This window comes from Chryseobacterium sp. C2(2020) (assembly GCF_014218915.1).
GTDB classification, from domain to species: domain Bacteria; phylum Bacteroidota; class Bacteroidia; order Flavobacteriales; family Weeksellaceae; genus Chryseobacterium; species Chryseobacterium mucoviscidosis.
In genome coordinates, this window is sequence record NZ_JACLCT010000059.1 from 1 (window position 1) to 15,944 (window position 15,944).

Below are 15,944 nucleotides of genomic sequence, written 5' to 3' on the forward strand. Positions count from 1 at the left end.
CCTTCTTTTTCTTCAAATTTCACAATATCAAAATAATCCACTAAGTATGGTGGAAGCAAAAACTTTAGTAATTCTTGTTCGTTTAGCATTATACAAAGATAAAACTACTTAACATTCCTCCCCAACTTTTGAGACTGATCCGAGAAAAGTAACAAGTAAAAAGAACAATGTAAAAAGTAAAAAGAGAAAAGTAACAAGTAAAGAAGCCGGAGAATGTAATCATTCATCAATTATCAATATTATTGCCATTCCTAGCCCCGATAGAAACGGTTACCCCGCAGCGTGATGTGGGAAAGAAGGCATTAGCTCGGAAAGCCGGGCACGAGGAGTAGAAGTGGATAGCGGGATAAAGCTCCTGAAAAGATATTTCGCATATTAAAGACGTTTTATCTAAAGTAGCGGATAATTTTTCTTTCCATAACTTGAGAATTTTCTTTGATTCAATTATTTTTATTCTTAAAATGTAAAATAGACTAAATCTCTTAAGCCCTCTTAATTTATATCGTAAATTTATGATATGAAAGAGCATATTGTAAGAGGTTTTAGGTTTAATACTTATCAGGAACCGGAACGATCTGTATTTGACCGATTGCTGGAAATTTTTACGGATTTACTGACTCATACTTCAGGTGATTTTGATGAAGCAATTGACTGGCTTCGGATGTTGGATGAAGAATACCAATTAACCACTCCTGAATATACAATAGATGACTTTATTGAAGACCTTAAAAAGAAAGGATATATTCGGGAAGAGATTAATCCAGATGGAAATGGCAATGGAGTTACGTTAAGTGCGAAAATGGAACAGAATATCCGTAAGCAGGCACTTAAACAAATATTCGGAAATCTTGAAAAGAGCGGAAACGGAAATCATAAAACGAATAAAAGCGGAGCAGGTGAAGACTTAACCGGAGAGTTCAGAAATTATAATTTCGGTGATTCTGTGGAAAAAATTTCAATGACGGAGAGTCTAAAGAATGCACAAATTAATAATGGGATCGGAGATTTTCATCTTACGGAAAATGATCTTATTGTTGAGGACAGCATACATCAGTCTCAAATGAGTACTGTTTTAATGATCGACATCAGCCACAGTATGATTCTTTACGGTGAAGACCGTATTACTCCGGCTAAAAAAGTTGCGATGGCACTTGCTGAATTAATCACAACGCGTTATCCGAAAGATACGCTGGATATTATTGTTTTTGGCGATGATGCATGGCCGGTAAAGATTCAGGAACTTCCATATCTGCAGGTGGGTCCTTATCATACCAATACTGTTGCAGGGCTTCAGTTAGCAATGGATATTCTTCGGAGAAAGCGAAATACCAACAAACAGATTTTTATGATTACCGACGGAAAGCCAAGCTGTGTGCGCGAACCGGACGGTACTTATTATATGAATTCTTACGGACTGGATGAATATGTAGTTCAGAAATGTTACAATATGGCAGCTCAGGCAAGGAGGCTCCATATCCCAATTACTACTTTTATGATTGCGCAGGATTCTTATTTGCAGCATTTCGTGAGCGAATTTACAGAAGCCAATCAGGGAAAAGCATTTTATACAGGTCTTAATGGCTTAGGAAACATGATTTTTGAAGATTATGAATCCAATCGTAAAAGAAGAATCCGTTAAAATTATTACTCAATAAAAATTATCAATTAGATTTAAATACAATGACTGCAAAGCCAGAAATAAAAACGCTTGGTGCGTTAAAAGCATCAGGTTATACATCAAAACATATTAAAGAAGAATTACGGGATAATTTAAAAACTAAAATCCGAAATAGAGAATCTGTATTTGAGGGAATTTTCGGATACGAAAACACAGTAATTCCTCAATTGGAGCATGCCATTCTCAGTAAGCATAACATCAATTTATTAGGATTGCGAGGTCAGGCTAAAACAAGACTGGCAAGAATGATGACAAGCTTATTGGATGAATGGATTCCTTATGTGGACGGAAGCGAGATTAATGATGATCCTTTTAATCCGATTTCCCGGTTTGCAAAAGAATTAATTGAAAAAGAAGGCGATAGCACACCCATTGAATGGCTTCACCGAGATGAAAGATTTTTTGAAAAACTTGCCACTCCGGATGTTACCGTTGCCGATCTTATTGGTGATGTAGATCCGATAAAAGCTGCCAATCTTAAATTATCTTATGCAGACGATCGTGTGATCCATTTTGGAATGATTCCGAGAGCCAACCGCTGTATTTTTGTAATTAACGAGTTGCCTGATCTACAGGCAAGAATTCAGGTTTCCCTGTTTAATATTTTACAGGAAGGCGATGTTCAGATTCGTGGATTTAAAGTGAGAATGCCTTTGGATATTCAGTTTGTCTTTACTGCCAATCCGGAAGATTATACCAACAGAGGAAGCATCGTTACTCCTCTTAAAGACCGAATCGGATCGCAGATTTTAACGCACTATCCTGAAAATATCCATATTGCGAAAGAAATTACAAAATATGAATCCAGTCTGGACAGCCGCCAGAAAAACGGAGTGTATGTTCCGGCTTTAGCCCATGATCTTCTGGAACAGATTGGTTTTGAAGCCCGTGAGAGCGAATATGTAGATGCTAAAAGTGGTGTGAGTGCACGTATGAGCATCACCGCTTTCGAAAATTTGTTGAGTACGGCAGAACGTAGGGCTTTGTTGGCTGGCGAAGAAAAAACTTCGGTGAGGCTGAGCGATTTTGTTGGCGTTATTCCTGCGATTACCGGAAAGGTAGAACTGGTTTACGAAGGAGAGCAGGAAGGAGCAGAATCTGTGGCACAACTTTTAATAGATAATGCGGTAAAAACTCTGTTTACCACGTATTTCCCCAAAATAGAAAAACTGGAGAAAAAAAATATAGACGGACCATTCAGCCAGATCACCGATTGGTTTTTACAGGATGACGGATTTTTAGAAATTACCGACGAATCTCCGGATGAAGTCTACGCGAAAAACCTAAATCGAATTACTCCGCTTGATGAAATCATTGAAAAATACCAACCCGATACCCAACCCGAAGATCTTCTGTTTTTAAAAGAATTTATTCTTTGGGGATTGGCTGTGAATAAAAAACTGAATAAAGAAAGATTCAGAACGGGAGTTTTCTTTTCATAGAATCTGTTTTATGAGGAGCTGTTTCCCGCTTTCCGCACTCGCTATTTTATAGATTCGGCGGCGGCAAAGCCGCCGCCGAATCTATAAAATGAGCTCACACAAATGCTGCAATCGGGGCTAAGATGAAAGTCAGAATTTAAAATATTGGACTAACTTACCCATTCAAAACAAAAAAAGATGTAGAATTAATTTCCACATCTTTTTTATTTATCATCAATCATCAATCATCAATTATCAAACCTGTATAACTCCAAGATTAAACTTCTCAGTGATCGGAGAATGGTTCGCCGCTTCAATTCCCATAGAAATCCATTTTCTGGTATCTACAGGATTAATAATTGCATCGGTCCACAACCTTGCTGCTGCATACGTTGCTTCCGTCTGTTTCTTATATTTTGCCGAAATAGAATCCAGAATTTCTTTATGTTCTTCCTCAGAAATTTCTTTTCCTTGTTTTTTCAATGTTGATTCCTGAATCTGTGCTAAAACCTTTGCAGCCTGAGCACCACCCATTACCGCAAGATCTGCCCATGGCCACGCAACAATTAACCTTGGATCATAAGCCTTTCCGCACATCGCGTAATTTCCGGCTCCGTAAGAATTTCCGGTAATTATCGTGAACTTAGGAACTACAGAATTTGAGACTGCATTTACCATTTTTGCACCGTCCTTAATAATTCCTCCATGCTCAGATTTAGAACCCACCATGAAGCCGGTTACATCCTGTAAAAACACCAACGGAATTTTTCTCTGGTTACAGTTCGCAATAAATCTCGTTGCTTTATCCGCAGAATCAGAATAAATCACCCCTCCAAACTGCATTTCACCCTTTCCGCTTTTTACAAGCTTTCTCTGGTTCGCTACAATTCCTACAGACCAGCCATCGATTCTTGCCGTGGCACAGATAATACTTTTCCCGTAATCAGGCTTATATTCTTCGTACTCAGAGTTATCAACAAGACATTTTATAATATCGTAGGTATCATACTGATCTGCTCTTGAAACAGGCATAATCCCGAAAATATTTTCAGGCTTTTCTTTCGGCGGTACACTTTCAATTCTGTCGAAACCCGCTTTCTCAGTACTTCCCAAAGACTTCATGATATTCTTGATTCTGTTCAGCGCATCCTTATCATCTTTAGCCTTATAATCCGTAACTCCCGAAATCGAACAATGTGTAGTGGCTCCCCCCAGAGTTTCATTATCAATACTTTCCCCGATTGCCGCTTTTACCAGATAACTTCCTGCAAGGAAAATAGAACCCGTTCCCTCCACAATCATCGCTTCATCACTCATAATCGGAAGATAAGCACCACCTGCAACACAGCTTCCCATCACAGCAGAAATCTGAATAATTCCTGCAGCACTCATTTTAGCATTATTTCTGAAAATTCTCCCGAACATTTCCTTATCAGGGAAAATCTCGTCCTGCATCGGCAAATAAACACCTGCGGAATCTACCAGATAAATAATCGGAAGTCTGTTTTCCATGGCAATTTCCTGAGCTCTCAGATTTTTCTTACCCGTAATCGGAAACCATGCTCCCGCCTTTACAGAAGCATCATTTGCCACAATGATGCATTGTCTTTTGGAAACATACCCCATTACCACAACAACACCCCCGCTTGGGCAGCCTCCGTGCTCCTCATACATTTCATATCCGGCAAAAGCGCCAATTTCTATGGAATCAGAATCCTTATCAAGAAGATAGTCAATTCTTTCTCTTGCCGTCATTTTTCCCTCATCACGAAGCTTCTGAAGCCTCTTTTCACCACCTCCCTTTTTAATTTCTGTCAATAAGCGATTGATTTCGGATAATTTTAATCTGTTCTGATCTTCTCTTTTGTTGAATTCAATGTCCATAAAAATTTCAATTTTTTCCGTTTAAAGATACTATTTTTTACATGGAATGAAAATGGATGTAAACAAATGTTTAATAAATTGGTTTTCAGAATTTTATGAAATATTTAACAAAAAATATATTTTTTATGGTTCGTAATTTGCTAACTTTACAATAGAGAAAGGGAGAGTGAAATCTCATCCTTCCTCTAAGTTCCTAGTTTATTTTTTTAATAGTTTATTATTTGAAGGCCCTGAAAGTTGAATAAATTTTCAGGGTTTTTTTATTTTATGTTAAATAGGAATCTTAATTCCTGTTTTCCGGCAATCAACCATATTTTAAATTTTATCAGAAAATCAGAAGCTTTACTGAAAAATTATTACACGAAATGTAAAACCTATTTGTATTTTTGCAGAAATAGTAAAAGAAGGTAGGATATGCATAAATTGGCTCTTTTCAGATTGCATTTGATAGTGTTTTTGTGGGGATTTACGGCAATTTTGGGAAAACTGATTCATGCGAATGCAGAAATTCTGGTTTTTTACAGAATGCTGTTTGCGGCGATCTGTCTTTTTGTGTACATCCGTGTTTTCAAAAAAGACAGCATTAAGGTTTCGAAGAAAGTATTTTTCCAGTTGGCTGTAATCGGCTTTTCGATGGCGCTTCACTGGTACTGCTTTTTTTACTCCATTAAAATATCGAATGTTTCCATCGCATTAAGCTGTCTTTCTTTATCCACCTTATTTGCATCCATTCTGGAACCTTTGATTTTTAAAAGAAAGATTGATGTTTCGGAAGTCGTCATGGGAGTGGTGATTGTCGCCTGTATTTTGTTGATCTTCAAAACAGAATTTCAGTACAAAGAAGGAATATTTTACGGAGTGCTGTGTGCCATTTTCGGAACCATTTTTTCGGTTTTCAACGGAAAGATGTTTGGAAAAACAAGCTCAGGAAATATCATTTTTTATGAAATATTCTCAGGATGGTTTATTTTATTGATATTTTATCTCTTCTCAGGACAAATTTTTTCGATAAATGAAATAAGTTACCGCGATATCGCGTTAATAGGTTTACTGGCAAGTGTTTTCACAGCTTTCCCGATGCTGGAATCGGTGAATCTCATGAAATATATTTCGCCTTTTACATTAATTTTAACAGTTAATTTAGAACCGGTTTACGGAATTATACTAGCTTTTTTTATCTTTGGGGAATCAGAACACATGAGCCCGATTTTTTACATCGCTTCAGGAGTTATGATACTGGCAATCATTGCTAACGGATTGATAAAAGCTAAAAAACAAAAAACTTTAAATTAAGCATCAATTGATATGATGAAAAAATATTTTTTACTTGCATTCTCTCTGGTTTTCGGGATATCGCAATCCCAGATCATCAGAAAATATTCCAACGAATTTCTGAACATCGGAGCCGGAGCAAGAGGTCTTGCCATGGGAGGTGCGGTGATCTCCAATCAGGATGATGTCTATTCCCCGATGTGGAACCCCGCTGGATTAATGGGCGTGGAAAAAGACTGGCAGGGCGCAGCAATGCACGCCGAATATTTCGAATCTATCGCAAAATACGATTATCTAGCCTATGCCAAAGTTCTGGAAACCGGAGTTTTCGGAGTTTCTGTTGTAAGATTGGGAGTAGATAATATATTAAATACCACACAGTTAATCGACACTGAAGGAAATATTGATTATGACAAAATCACCAAATTCTCCCAGTCCGATTACGCAGCAATTCTTTCGTATGCATTTAACCCGGGAGGAAATCAGAAGCTTGATGTGGGGATTAACGCTAAAATCGTTTACAGAAATGTAGGGAAATTTGCCAACGGATATGGTTTCGGTTTCGATGTGGGGGCTATTTATAAAATGGACAACGGGTGGAAACTGGGAGGTATGCTGAGAGATGCAACCACTACAGTGAACTTCTGGAGCGTCAACCAGAAAGAACTTTCCACAGTGGTTAACGGAGAAGAATTCAACCCTGCGCCAAAAGATAAAATGGAACTTACGATGCCGAAATTAAATGCAGGTGTAAGTAAAATGTTTGAAATCAACAGCAGTGTTTATGTATTGCCGGAAGCGGGAATTAACGTAGATTTTGCAAAAACTGCCGCATTGGTTTCTACCGATTTTGCGAGTTTAACACCGTATGCCGGAGCAGAATTAGGCTATCAGAAAATGATTTTCGTGAGATTGGGGGTGAACAGATTCCAGTCGATTACAGATATTGAGGATCTTCGAAGAAAAGTTTCTTTCCAGCCAAGTGCGGGAATCGGGATCAGATACCGAGGTCTTACGCTGGATTATGCAATTACCAATTCCGGAATCGGAGGGTCTAATTTCTATTCCAATTTCTTTTCTCTGAAACTGGATATCGGGCAATTCAGAAACGATTAAAATTTAAATTAAATGAAAAAAATATCGCTTATCATATTAACAGCCAGTTCGATGTTTGCTTTCGGACAGAAGGTTTCGGATTATAAATATATTTCTCTTCCTTCGAAACTGGAAACTTTTAAAGAAGATTTCGGGTTGAATAATCTATTAACCAAAACTTTAAGAAGTAAAAATTATACAGTAATTCCTTCGGATAAGTTACAATGGCCGGCTGAAGCGCAAAGTAATCCCTGCAATGTTTTGATGGCAGATATCATCAACGACAGTGGTTTTTTACGAAACAAAGTATTGGTTCAGTTTAAAGACTGTAACGATAAAGTAGTTTCATCCATTAAAGGCGCTTCTAACATCAAGGAATACAAAGAAGGTTATCAGGATGCACTGAAACAGACTTTTGTTTCCATTTCTCCGGCTAATCCTACAGCACAGCCTGCTTCTCCGGTAAAAGTTCAGGAAACCGTAACAACAAACTCTACGCAGGTTGTTACCAACAGCTCATCTTCATCTGTAGACAATACCGCGTTGAAATTCAGCAACGGAAAAATGGATCTTCAAAAAATTCAGATCGACAATTCTCAGTTTATTCTGGTAAATTCTAACAGCTCTTCACCGTTTGCAACTTTCAAAGTAACAACAAAAAGCGATGTTTTCAGAGTAAAACTTCAAAACGGAGAATCTACTTTAGGATACTACGAAAATGGAAATATTATTATAGAAATGCCTTTGTCCGGCGGTGAGTACAGCAAAGAAATATTTTATAAAAAGTAACGGCATTACACCATAAATCAAAAAGTCCTCATAACGAGGACTTTTTTTTGTAAATTTAAATATGAAGAAGTTTTTGAGTTAAGAAGTCTTTAACTTCATCTAATTTATAAAAAATATTTAAATTAACAAATATTATAAAAATTATTTTCATAAAATTATTCAATATTTATTATTTGTTTTGAGTTTGTCTCTATTCGTTGAAAAAATCGTAAATTATTTTCGCTTTGCTTTTCCCTAAAATCTCCTCCAATGTCTCAAGATTAGATTCCTTGATTCTCTTGACTGATTTTAATTTTGAAAGCAATAATTCAATTGTTTTTTCCCCAACTCCCGGAATTTCTTCCAGTTCAGATTTTATCGTAGAATTTTTTCTTCTGGTTCTGTGATGTTTCACCCCAAATCGGTGCGCTTCGTCTCTTACACGCTGTAAAATTTTCAGGGTTTCAGACTTTTTATCCAAATATAACGGAATAGGATCTTCCGGAAAGAAAATCTCTTCCAAGCGTTTTGCAATGCCTACAATGGTAATTTTTCCGTACAATCCCAAAAGCCTCAGACTTTTTACGGCAGAAGATAACTGACCTTTTCCACCGTCGATCAAAATCAACTGAGGCAGATCTTCGCCTTCATCCAGCATTCTTTTGTAACGGCGGTAGATCACTTCCTCCATTGTAGCGAAATCATTGGAACCTTCCACAGTTTTCGGATGAAAAATTCTGTAATCGGCTTTGCTTGGTTTTCCGTCTCTGAAAACAACACACGCAGAAACAGGATTCGTTCCCTGAATATTGGAGTTATCAAAACCTTCAATGTGTCGTGGTTCAACCGGCATTCTCAGCAATTTCTGCATTTCAGACATAATTCTGTTCGTATGCCTTTCCGGATCGACGATCTGAACCTGTTTTAATTTTTCCAAACGGTATTCTTTCGCATTCTTTTCAGAAAGCTCAACAATTCGCTTTTTATCGCCAACTTTCGGAACGATCAGTTTTACATTCGGAATTTCAATAGACAGATGAAAAGGCAGAAGCACTTCTTTTGAATGGGAATCGAATTTCTGACGGATTTCCACCAAAGCCTGCTCCATAATGTCTTCGTCACTTTCTTCAAGGATTTTTTTAATCTCAGTGGTATAACTCTGGATAATATTTCCATTCCTTATTTTAAAGAAATTAACGTAAGCCGCTGTTTCGTCGCTAGTCATTCCAAAAACATCCACATCATCAATACTTGGGTTTACCACCGTATTTTTAGTCTGATAATCTTCAAGCGCATCAATTCTTTCTTTGATGATCTGAGCATTTTCAAACTGAAGATTGGTTGCATATTTCATCATCTGGTTCACCAGATATTCTTTCGCTTTACGGAAATCTCCTTTGATGATTCCGCGGATGGCATCTATTTTTTCATCATAATCTTCCTTACTTTCAAGTCCTTCGCAGGGACCTTCACAGTTTTTGATGTGATATTCCAGACAGACCTTGTATTTTCCTTCATCAATTTTACTCGGAGCTAAATTGAGATTGCAGGTTCTTAATTTGTAAATATGCTTTATCGTATCAAGAAGAATCTTTGCAGGACGTACTTTTGCATAAGGTCCGTAATATTCGGAACCGTCTTTAATTTTGGTACGCGTAAGAAAAATTCTCGGAAAATCTTCGTTTTTAATACAGATCCACGGATACGTTTTGTCATCCTTCAACATGACATTATAAAACGGCTGATGTTCCTTAATTAAATTATTTTCCAGTAAAAGTGCATCATATTCACTGTTAACGATCGTTGTTTCCAACCGCTGGATTTTACCCACCATGATTTTGATGCGGTACCCCGAAAGATTTTTGTTGAAATAGGAGAGAACCCTTTTTTTCAGATTTTTAGCCTTTCCTACATACAAAAGCTGATCATTTTTGTCATAATAACGATAAACACCGGGCTCGGAAGGTAAAGTTTTGAGTTGTAATTCTAAAGAAGGATTCATATAACAAAACTACGGAATTTACATGCACAAAAAAAGCCGCAGAAATACTACAGCTTTATAATGTTTGTTAAAATTGATTGTAATTAAACAGTTTCTTTATAAAAAATTTGTTCTTTTGTACTTAAAAATTTAGCTTTGGCTCATTTCTGTATACTGATACACTAAAAAGCTGAAATAATCCCATTCCACGGAATTCTTAGGATATTTTTTCATAAACTCAGGATTGTCGCCAAAAAGAAAATCATAATTGTCTTCAAAATCATCTTTATGAAGCCACATTACTTTATCTCCTTTTTTTACATAGTAGGATTTTGTAACACCGCCACCCAATTGTGGAGAACCCATCACCGAAAATCCGGCGGTTTCTTTTGCTCTGGGATCATGATATACGGAAATAATATCATCAAATTCCGGATTGATGACCTGCATTAAGAATTCTTTGTCGTCCTTCTTATTTTTCAGGGAAACCGTCTGGTTTACAAAGTGAATACGGTCTTTGGTCGTAGAATTTTTTAATTTCTTGGTCTGATAGTTTCTGATGTTCCCCATGTACTTAAAAACTTTCCCCACTTTTTCAGCCTCATTCGGATACAGATACATTTCGCTGATGTTATCGGCAACAAATACCGATGGCTTTTTAGAAATGCTGTCTTTCAGCGTAACCTCAAAAATCTGACCCTTTTTCGTATCTGTTTTGCTGCAGAAACCTTTATGAGTCGTTCCGTCCTTTAATATTACGGTAGATGTCTTTTTTACAGAGGGAGCGTTAAAACCTTCATTAAAAAGGTACTGTTCCATTTTTTTAATTTCTTCTTTGGAGTATTTTACTTTCTGTCCGAAAGAAGCTGTGCTTACAAGAAACAGCGTAAACACTAAAGTTTTAAGTTTCATGGGATATTAATTTTTATATTTCGGCGGTAAAAATAGTAAATTAATTCACTTATTTTCAGAAAAATATATGTTGTTGAAATTTAGTTTTTCCAATCGTTGCCAAATGTGTAATTTTAAGACAAAATTTAGAAAATGATATACGGTGTAGATGTTTTCAGTTTCCATGATGTTCTGGAGATCTGTAAAACTCCTGATAAAGCTAAACTAAACAAGGCTGCCAAAGAACAGATTTTAAAATCACAAAAAAATGTACGTGAAATTGTAGAATCAGACAGAACGGTTTACGGAATCAATACAGGGTTCGGTCCTTTGTGCGATGTAAAAATATCTGAAGAAGAAACCGCACAGTTACAATATAATCTGATTATTTCTCACGCAGTAGGCGTAGGAAAGCCGATTGATAAAGAACTTTCAAAAATCATGATGATTGCAAAAGTTCATGCGCTGTCTAAAGGTTTTTCCGGAGTCTCTCTGGAAGTGATCGAAAGATTGATCCTGATGCTGGAAAAAGACATTATTCCGGTAGTTCCGGAGCAGGGTTCTGTAGGGGCTTCCGGAGATTTGGCTCCTTTGGCACATCTCGTTTTGCCGCTTTTGGGGCTTGGAAAAGTTTGGGTGGGAAATGAAATTTTTGAAACAGCCGAAATTTTAGAAAAAAACAATCTCGAACCTTTGGTTTTAGGACCGAAAGAAGGATTGGGATTAATCAACGGAACGCAGTTTATTCTTGCTCATGCGATTAAAGGATTAGAAAAATTTGAATATTTGCTTGATCTTGCGGATATGACGGCTGCAATGAGTATTGAAGCTTACAGAGGTTCTGCAAGTCCGTTTAAAAAAGAACTGCATGAGATCCGTCCTTTTGAGGGAAGTAAAAAAGTTGCGGCAAGAATGCTTAAATTTTTAAAAAGTTCTGAAAACCTTAAAGCACACGAATATTGCGACAGAGTTCAGGATCCGTATTCTATGAGATGTGTTCCGCAGGTTCACGGTGCAAGCAGAAACGCCTTCGAACATCTGAAAATGATGGCAGAAACGGAACTGAATTCCGTAACAGATAATCCAATTGTTTTAAGCGCGGAAGAATCTATTTCCGGAGGAAATTTCCACGGACAGTTGATGGCTTTACCTTTGGATTATGCAACTTTGGCTGCTGCCGAACTGGGAAATATTTCAGATAGAAGAAGTTATCTGTTACTGGAAGGAAAATATGGCTTACCAAGATTACTGACGGAAAGTTCGGGTTTAAATTCAGGGTTTATGATTCCTCAATATACTTCTGCAGCGTTGGTTACGGAAAATAAAACATTGTGTTTTCCGGCTTCTGCGGATTCTATTCCGACGAGTTTAGGACAGGAAGATCATGTTTCGATGGGAAGTATTTCCGGCAGAAAATTCAATCAGGTTCTTGGAAATTTAGTCAATATTTTAGCGGTTGAACTTATGTTTGCAGCACAAGGTTTAGAATTCCGAAGACCTGCAAAATGTTCAAAAATTATTGAAGAAAATTATGCAATTCTCCGTTCAAAAGTTGCCAAGCTTGAAGATGACCGACTGATTGGTCAGGATATGCTTGCAATCGCAGAATTGATAAATGAAAGGAAATTTATAGTTAATTAAAACAAGATGAAAAAAATTATAGTAGCATTTGTTCTTTTTATAGGAGTTACAGGTTTTGCCCAAACTTCAAAAGAAGCAAAGATCAAAGAATTAATTGAAGTTACCGGAGTGAGTAAAATGGCGGTACAGGGAGCTCAGCAATTTGTAAATACATATAAAGAAAATTATAAAGATATTCCTGATGAATTTTGGAATGGATTTTTAAAAGAAGTTTCCACAGAAGAATTTTCTAAACTCTATATTCCTATTTATTCAAAATATTATACAGAATCGGATCTTGATGAACTGATAAAATTTTATAAAACTCCTATCGGGCAAAAGACAATTTCTAACATGCCTTTAATCATGAATGAAAGTATGGAAGTCGGCAGAGAGTGGGGACAGAATTTAGCTAAAAAGCTGATTGATAAAATTAACGAACAAAAAGGGTATCAATCTCCACCACCACCAAAAAGTAAATAACACAAAGGCTTCCGCAAATGGAAGTCTTTTTTATTTTTTAAGATTTAAAAAAAATATTTGTATTGAATTGTGAAAATATGAGTGTTACTTGTGTTAAAAAATATAACCTTTGAAAAAGTATTAAAAGATAAAAACAAAATCTTTAATTTAGCCTAAAACCATTGCCATGACAATTAAAAGAACAGATTCTTCCAATAAAGATTTTCAAAATTTAGTACAGCTCTTAGATGCGGATTTAGCCATTCGCAATGGGGAAGATCATGCTTTTTACGATCAGTTTAACAAAATTGATGCGATCAAAAACTGTATTGTTATTTATGTGGATGAAATTCCTGCGGCTTGTGGGGCATTTAAAAAATTTGATGAAGAAACAGTTGAAATTAAAAGAATGTACACCAATCCTGATTTCAGAAAGAAGGGTTTAGCAACAACGATCGTTAAAGAACTGGAAATCTGGGCAAAGGAATTGAATTATACAAAAGCGGTGTTGGAAAGCTCATTGGAGCAGAATGAAGCACTTTCTGTTTATGAAAAAAGTGGTTACACAAGAATTCCAAATTACGGACAGTACATTGGAATTGATAAAAGTGTCTGTTATGAGAAAGTTTTATAATTTAATTTCACAATGTTATTTTAAGCATAATAAATTTTTAAATTCTGTTGCTCGGTAATTCATTGTAAATTAATATCTTGGTTTTACCAATCAAATAGTATTTATATGAGAAAAAATGTTTTTTACCTTTTATTGTTATTCTTTGTTTTCACGGCATGTAACAGAGACGATCTTCAAAACAATGTTGCCAACACAGAAATTACCCAGAAAGATCCTTTAACGGCAAGACAGATCAATGAAAAAATCAACGAAACCATCAAAACGAAAGGCAGATTTTCATGGAATGAATCTTCCGATCATTTTCTGTGGAGCGGGATTTTTCAGGGAAATAAAATTGCTTCCATCGGATTTGGCTCTTCTTTCGACAGAAGTCTGGATGCAGACAACAAAGCCATTGAAAACGAAATTTTAGACCTGATTAAAAAATATGAAGGAAAGACCGACAGAATTTTACTGTCTTCAGACCAATATCTGAATCAGATCGACGTTTCCATCGAAAAGCAGGAAACGGTGATTGCCCTTAGAAAAATGAAAAATATCCGTTATCTAGAACCTGCAGATTACCGTTATTTCGAAAACGAAAAACAATTCGGGGCAACTGCAAAATCCAGCAGCAGTTCTTCAGGATGCGGATTTGAATCTACCGCTTTGAATGCTGCGGATTATACAACCGTTTCTCCTAACGCAAAAGCACCTTGGTCATTTACGAAACACAATATCATTAATGCATGGAGCTACAGCACAGGAGCAGGAGTGACCATCGGAGTGATAGACAGCGGTGTTTCTCCGGAGCAGTCTTTATTAGGAAGCAGCTTTAATAACGGACTTTCTACAGGAAGAACCATCAGCAAAAACGGAGTGTATGTAGATTCAGTCTGGCCGTGGAGTACAGGATACGACGGTTCCGCGGATAAATGTGGTCACGGAACAAGCATGGCTTCTGCTGCCGCCGCTCCGAGAAACAATCAGGGACAGCCGGTTGGTGTGGCTTACAATGCCAATCTGGTAACGTACAGAGCAGCTTCTAATGTAGTTCTGGACGGATATCATGAGCAAAACGGAGTGAAAATTGCCTTTACAGAACTGGGAAATAATAATAGTGTAAAAATTATTTCAATGTCGATGGGACATATCTTTTCTGTCGGGAAAATTGAAGATGGCGTAAAATATGCGTATTCAAAAGGAAAATTAATTTTCTGCGCAGGCGGAACTTCCACCAGCTTCACCAATTTCGTAGGCGTTATTTTTCCGGCTTGGATGCCTGAAACACAAGCGATAACAGGAGTAAAAGAAAATACGTCCAATCAGAAATGCGACGTTTGCCACTCAGGAAGCGAAATCGATTTTACTTATCAGATGGAAAGAGGTTCAGGAAGCAACATTCCGGTCTTAAGTTACTATAACGGACAAACGGATTATGTAGGTGGTTCTTCTGTAGCAACAGCTTCCACCGCAGGAATTGCGGCGTTGGTCTGGGCTAAAAATCCTTCATGGACGAGAGATCAGGTTATTAATAAAATGAGACAGTCTGCAACCTATTATCCGACTCCGAACTCAGATTACGGATATGGAAATATTAATGTTTTACAGGCAGTACAGTAAAGAATTAAATTAAAAATAGAGGAAAGGGAATATTGTTAATTAACGATATTCCCTTTTTATTTCTCCTGAATCATCATATTAAGTATTTCTACGTAAAGTGAAAAAGTGGTAAATCTACGCTAACCGCTCTAGAGGAAGTGTGGTATCTTTGAATGGTGATCACAAACAAAACTTAATAATCATGGAGACCAGAAACCATTCAAACGGGGCGAAATCCGAAAAGCCAGAAGAGTAGGAACACAAAATAAAATTAAAACATGGAAACAAAAGAATTAGTAGGAGGCTGGACAGCGTATCATCCTTTAACACCGGAAGATCAAAAAGTATTCGACGAAGCAATGAATGGATTTGTTGGAGTAAAATATCAACCGCAATCTGTATCTACACAAGTGGTAAACGGAACAAACTACCGTTACCAGTGCCTTGCTTCCATGCCGCCTTCTGAGGTAGTTTGGAATGCCGTTGTAGAAATCTATGCTCCGATTGACGGACAACCTCATGTTGTTGGTATCCAAAGAATCTAATGATAGCATTGCCCTTAATAAAAAAGAAACGGAAGAAAATTTGAGGTCACTGAAAAACCTTTCATTTTACGACAGCCTATTTATTTAGGATGAAAAATAAGAGCTTATTACA

General features: G+C 36.9%; 13 protein-coding genes. 10 read left to right on the top strand and 3 right to left on the bottom strand.

What is annotated here, in order from left to right:
• Positions 1–517: 517 nt before the first annotated feature.
• Both H6W52_RS20070 and H6W52_RS20075 read left to right on the top strand, forming a co-directional pair.
• On the top strand, positions 518–1,639 hold the full coding sequence (locus H6W52_RS20070; RefSeq protein WP_116100038.1) for a vWA domain-containing protein: 1,122 nt from the start codon (positions 518–520) through the stop codon (positions 1,637–1,639).
• 41 nt (positions 1,640–1,680) lie between these two features.
• The gene (locus H6W52_RS20075) at positions 1,681–3,120 is read left to right on the top strand and encodes an AAA family ATPase (RefSeq protein ID WP_116100037.1); all 1,440 of its coding nucleotides are present in this window, start codon (positions 1,681–1,683) and stop codon (positions 3,118–3,120) included.
• Between the two features lie 234 nt (positions 3,121–3,354).
• Here H6W52_RS20075 and H6W52_RS20080 read toward each other — a convergent pair whose 3' ends face one another.
• Complete coding sequence (locus H6W52_RS20080; protein WP_116100036.1) at positions 3,355–4,983, bottom strand: acyl-CoA carboxylase subunit beta; 1,629 nt, start codon at positions 4,981–4,983, stop codon at positions 3,355–3,357.
• A 414-nt stretch (positions 4,984–5,397) separates the two neighbouring features.
• On the opposite strand from H6W52_RS20080, the gene H6W52_RS20085 reads away from it, so the two are divergent.
• Genes H6W52_RS20085 through H6W52_RS20095 form a run of 3 tightly spaced genes read left to right on the top strand, consistent with a single transcriptional unit; the run spans position 5,398 to position 8,139 of the window.
• Positions 5,398–6,276 carry a DMT family transporter gene (locus H6W52_RS20085; RefSeq protein ID WP_116100035.1) on the top strand — a complete coding sequence of 293 codons (879 nt, stop codon included), beginning with the start codon at positions 5,398–5,400 and terminating at the stop codon, positions 6,274–6,276.
• 12 nt (positions 6,277–6,288) lie between these two features.
• On the top strand, positions 6,289–7,371 hold the full coding sequence (locus tag H6W52_RS20090) for a PorV/PorQ family protein (protein ID WP_076396673.1): 1,083 nt from the start codon (positions 6,289–6,291) through the stop codon (positions 7,369–7,371).
• 12 nt (positions 7,372–7,383) lie between these two features.
• Positions 7,384–8,139, top strand: coding sequence for a hypothetical protein (locus tag H6W52_RS20095; RefSeq protein WP_116100034.1), 756 nt, complete (start codon positions 7,384–7,386; stop codon positions 8,137–8,139).
• Between the two features lie 190 nt (positions 8,140–8,329).
• Here the strand turns inward: H6W52_RS20095 and uvrC are convergent, their stop codons facing one another.
• On the bottom strand, positions 8,330–10,120 hold the full coding sequence (gene uvrC / locus H6W52_RS20100) for an excinuclease ABC subunit UvrC (RefSeq protein WP_116100033.1): 1,791 nt from the start codon (positions 10,118–10,120) through the stop codon (positions 8,330–8,332).
• Between the two features lie 129 nt (positions 10,121–10,249).
• A complete protein-coding gene (locus H6W52_RS20105; RefSeq protein WP_116100032.1) occupies positions 10,250–11,011 on the bottom strand; it encodes a hypothetical protein in 762 nt (253 codons plus the stop codon).
• Between the two features lie 132 nt (positions 11,012–11,143).
• On the opposite strand from H6W52_RS20105, the gene hutH reads away from it, so the two are divergent.
• The 5 genes from hutH (at position 11,144) to H6W52_RS20130 (ending at position 15,832) form a co-directional block, all read left to right on the top strand.
• Complete coding sequence (hutH, locus tag H6W52_RS20110; RefSeq protein WP_116100031.1) at positions 11,144–12,631, top strand: histidine ammonia-lyase; 1,488 nt, start codon at positions 11,144–11,146, stop codon at positions 12,629–12,631.
• A gap of 6 nt (positions 12,632–12,637) precedes the next feature.
• The gene (locus H6W52_RS20115; RefSeq protein WP_116100030.1) at positions 12,638–13,093 is read left to right on the top strand and encodes a DUF2059 domain-containing protein; all 456 of its coding nucleotides are present in this window, start codon (positions 12,638–12,640) and stop codon (positions 13,091–13,093) included.
• Positions 13,094–13,259: 166 nt separating this feature from the next.
• Entirely contained in the window at positions 13,260–13,706 is a 447-nt protein-coding gene (locus tag H6W52_RS20120; RefSeq protein ID WP_116100029.1) for a GNAT family N-acetyltransferase, read from the top strand.
• A gap of 105 nt (positions 13,707–13,811) precedes the next feature.
• Positions 13,812–15,308 carry a S8 family peptidase gene (locus H6W52_RS20125; protein ID WP_116100028.1) on the top strand — a complete coding sequence of 499 codons (1,497 nt, stop codon included), beginning with the start codon at positions 13,812–13,814 and terminating at the stop codon, positions 15,306–15,308.
• Between the two features lie 257 nt (positions 15,309–15,565).
• Entirely contained in the window at positions 15,566–15,832 is a 267-nt protein-coding gene (locus H6W52_RS20130) for a hypothetical protein (protein ID WP_116100027.1), read from the top strand.
• Positions 15,833–15,944: the final 112 nt, after the last annotated feature.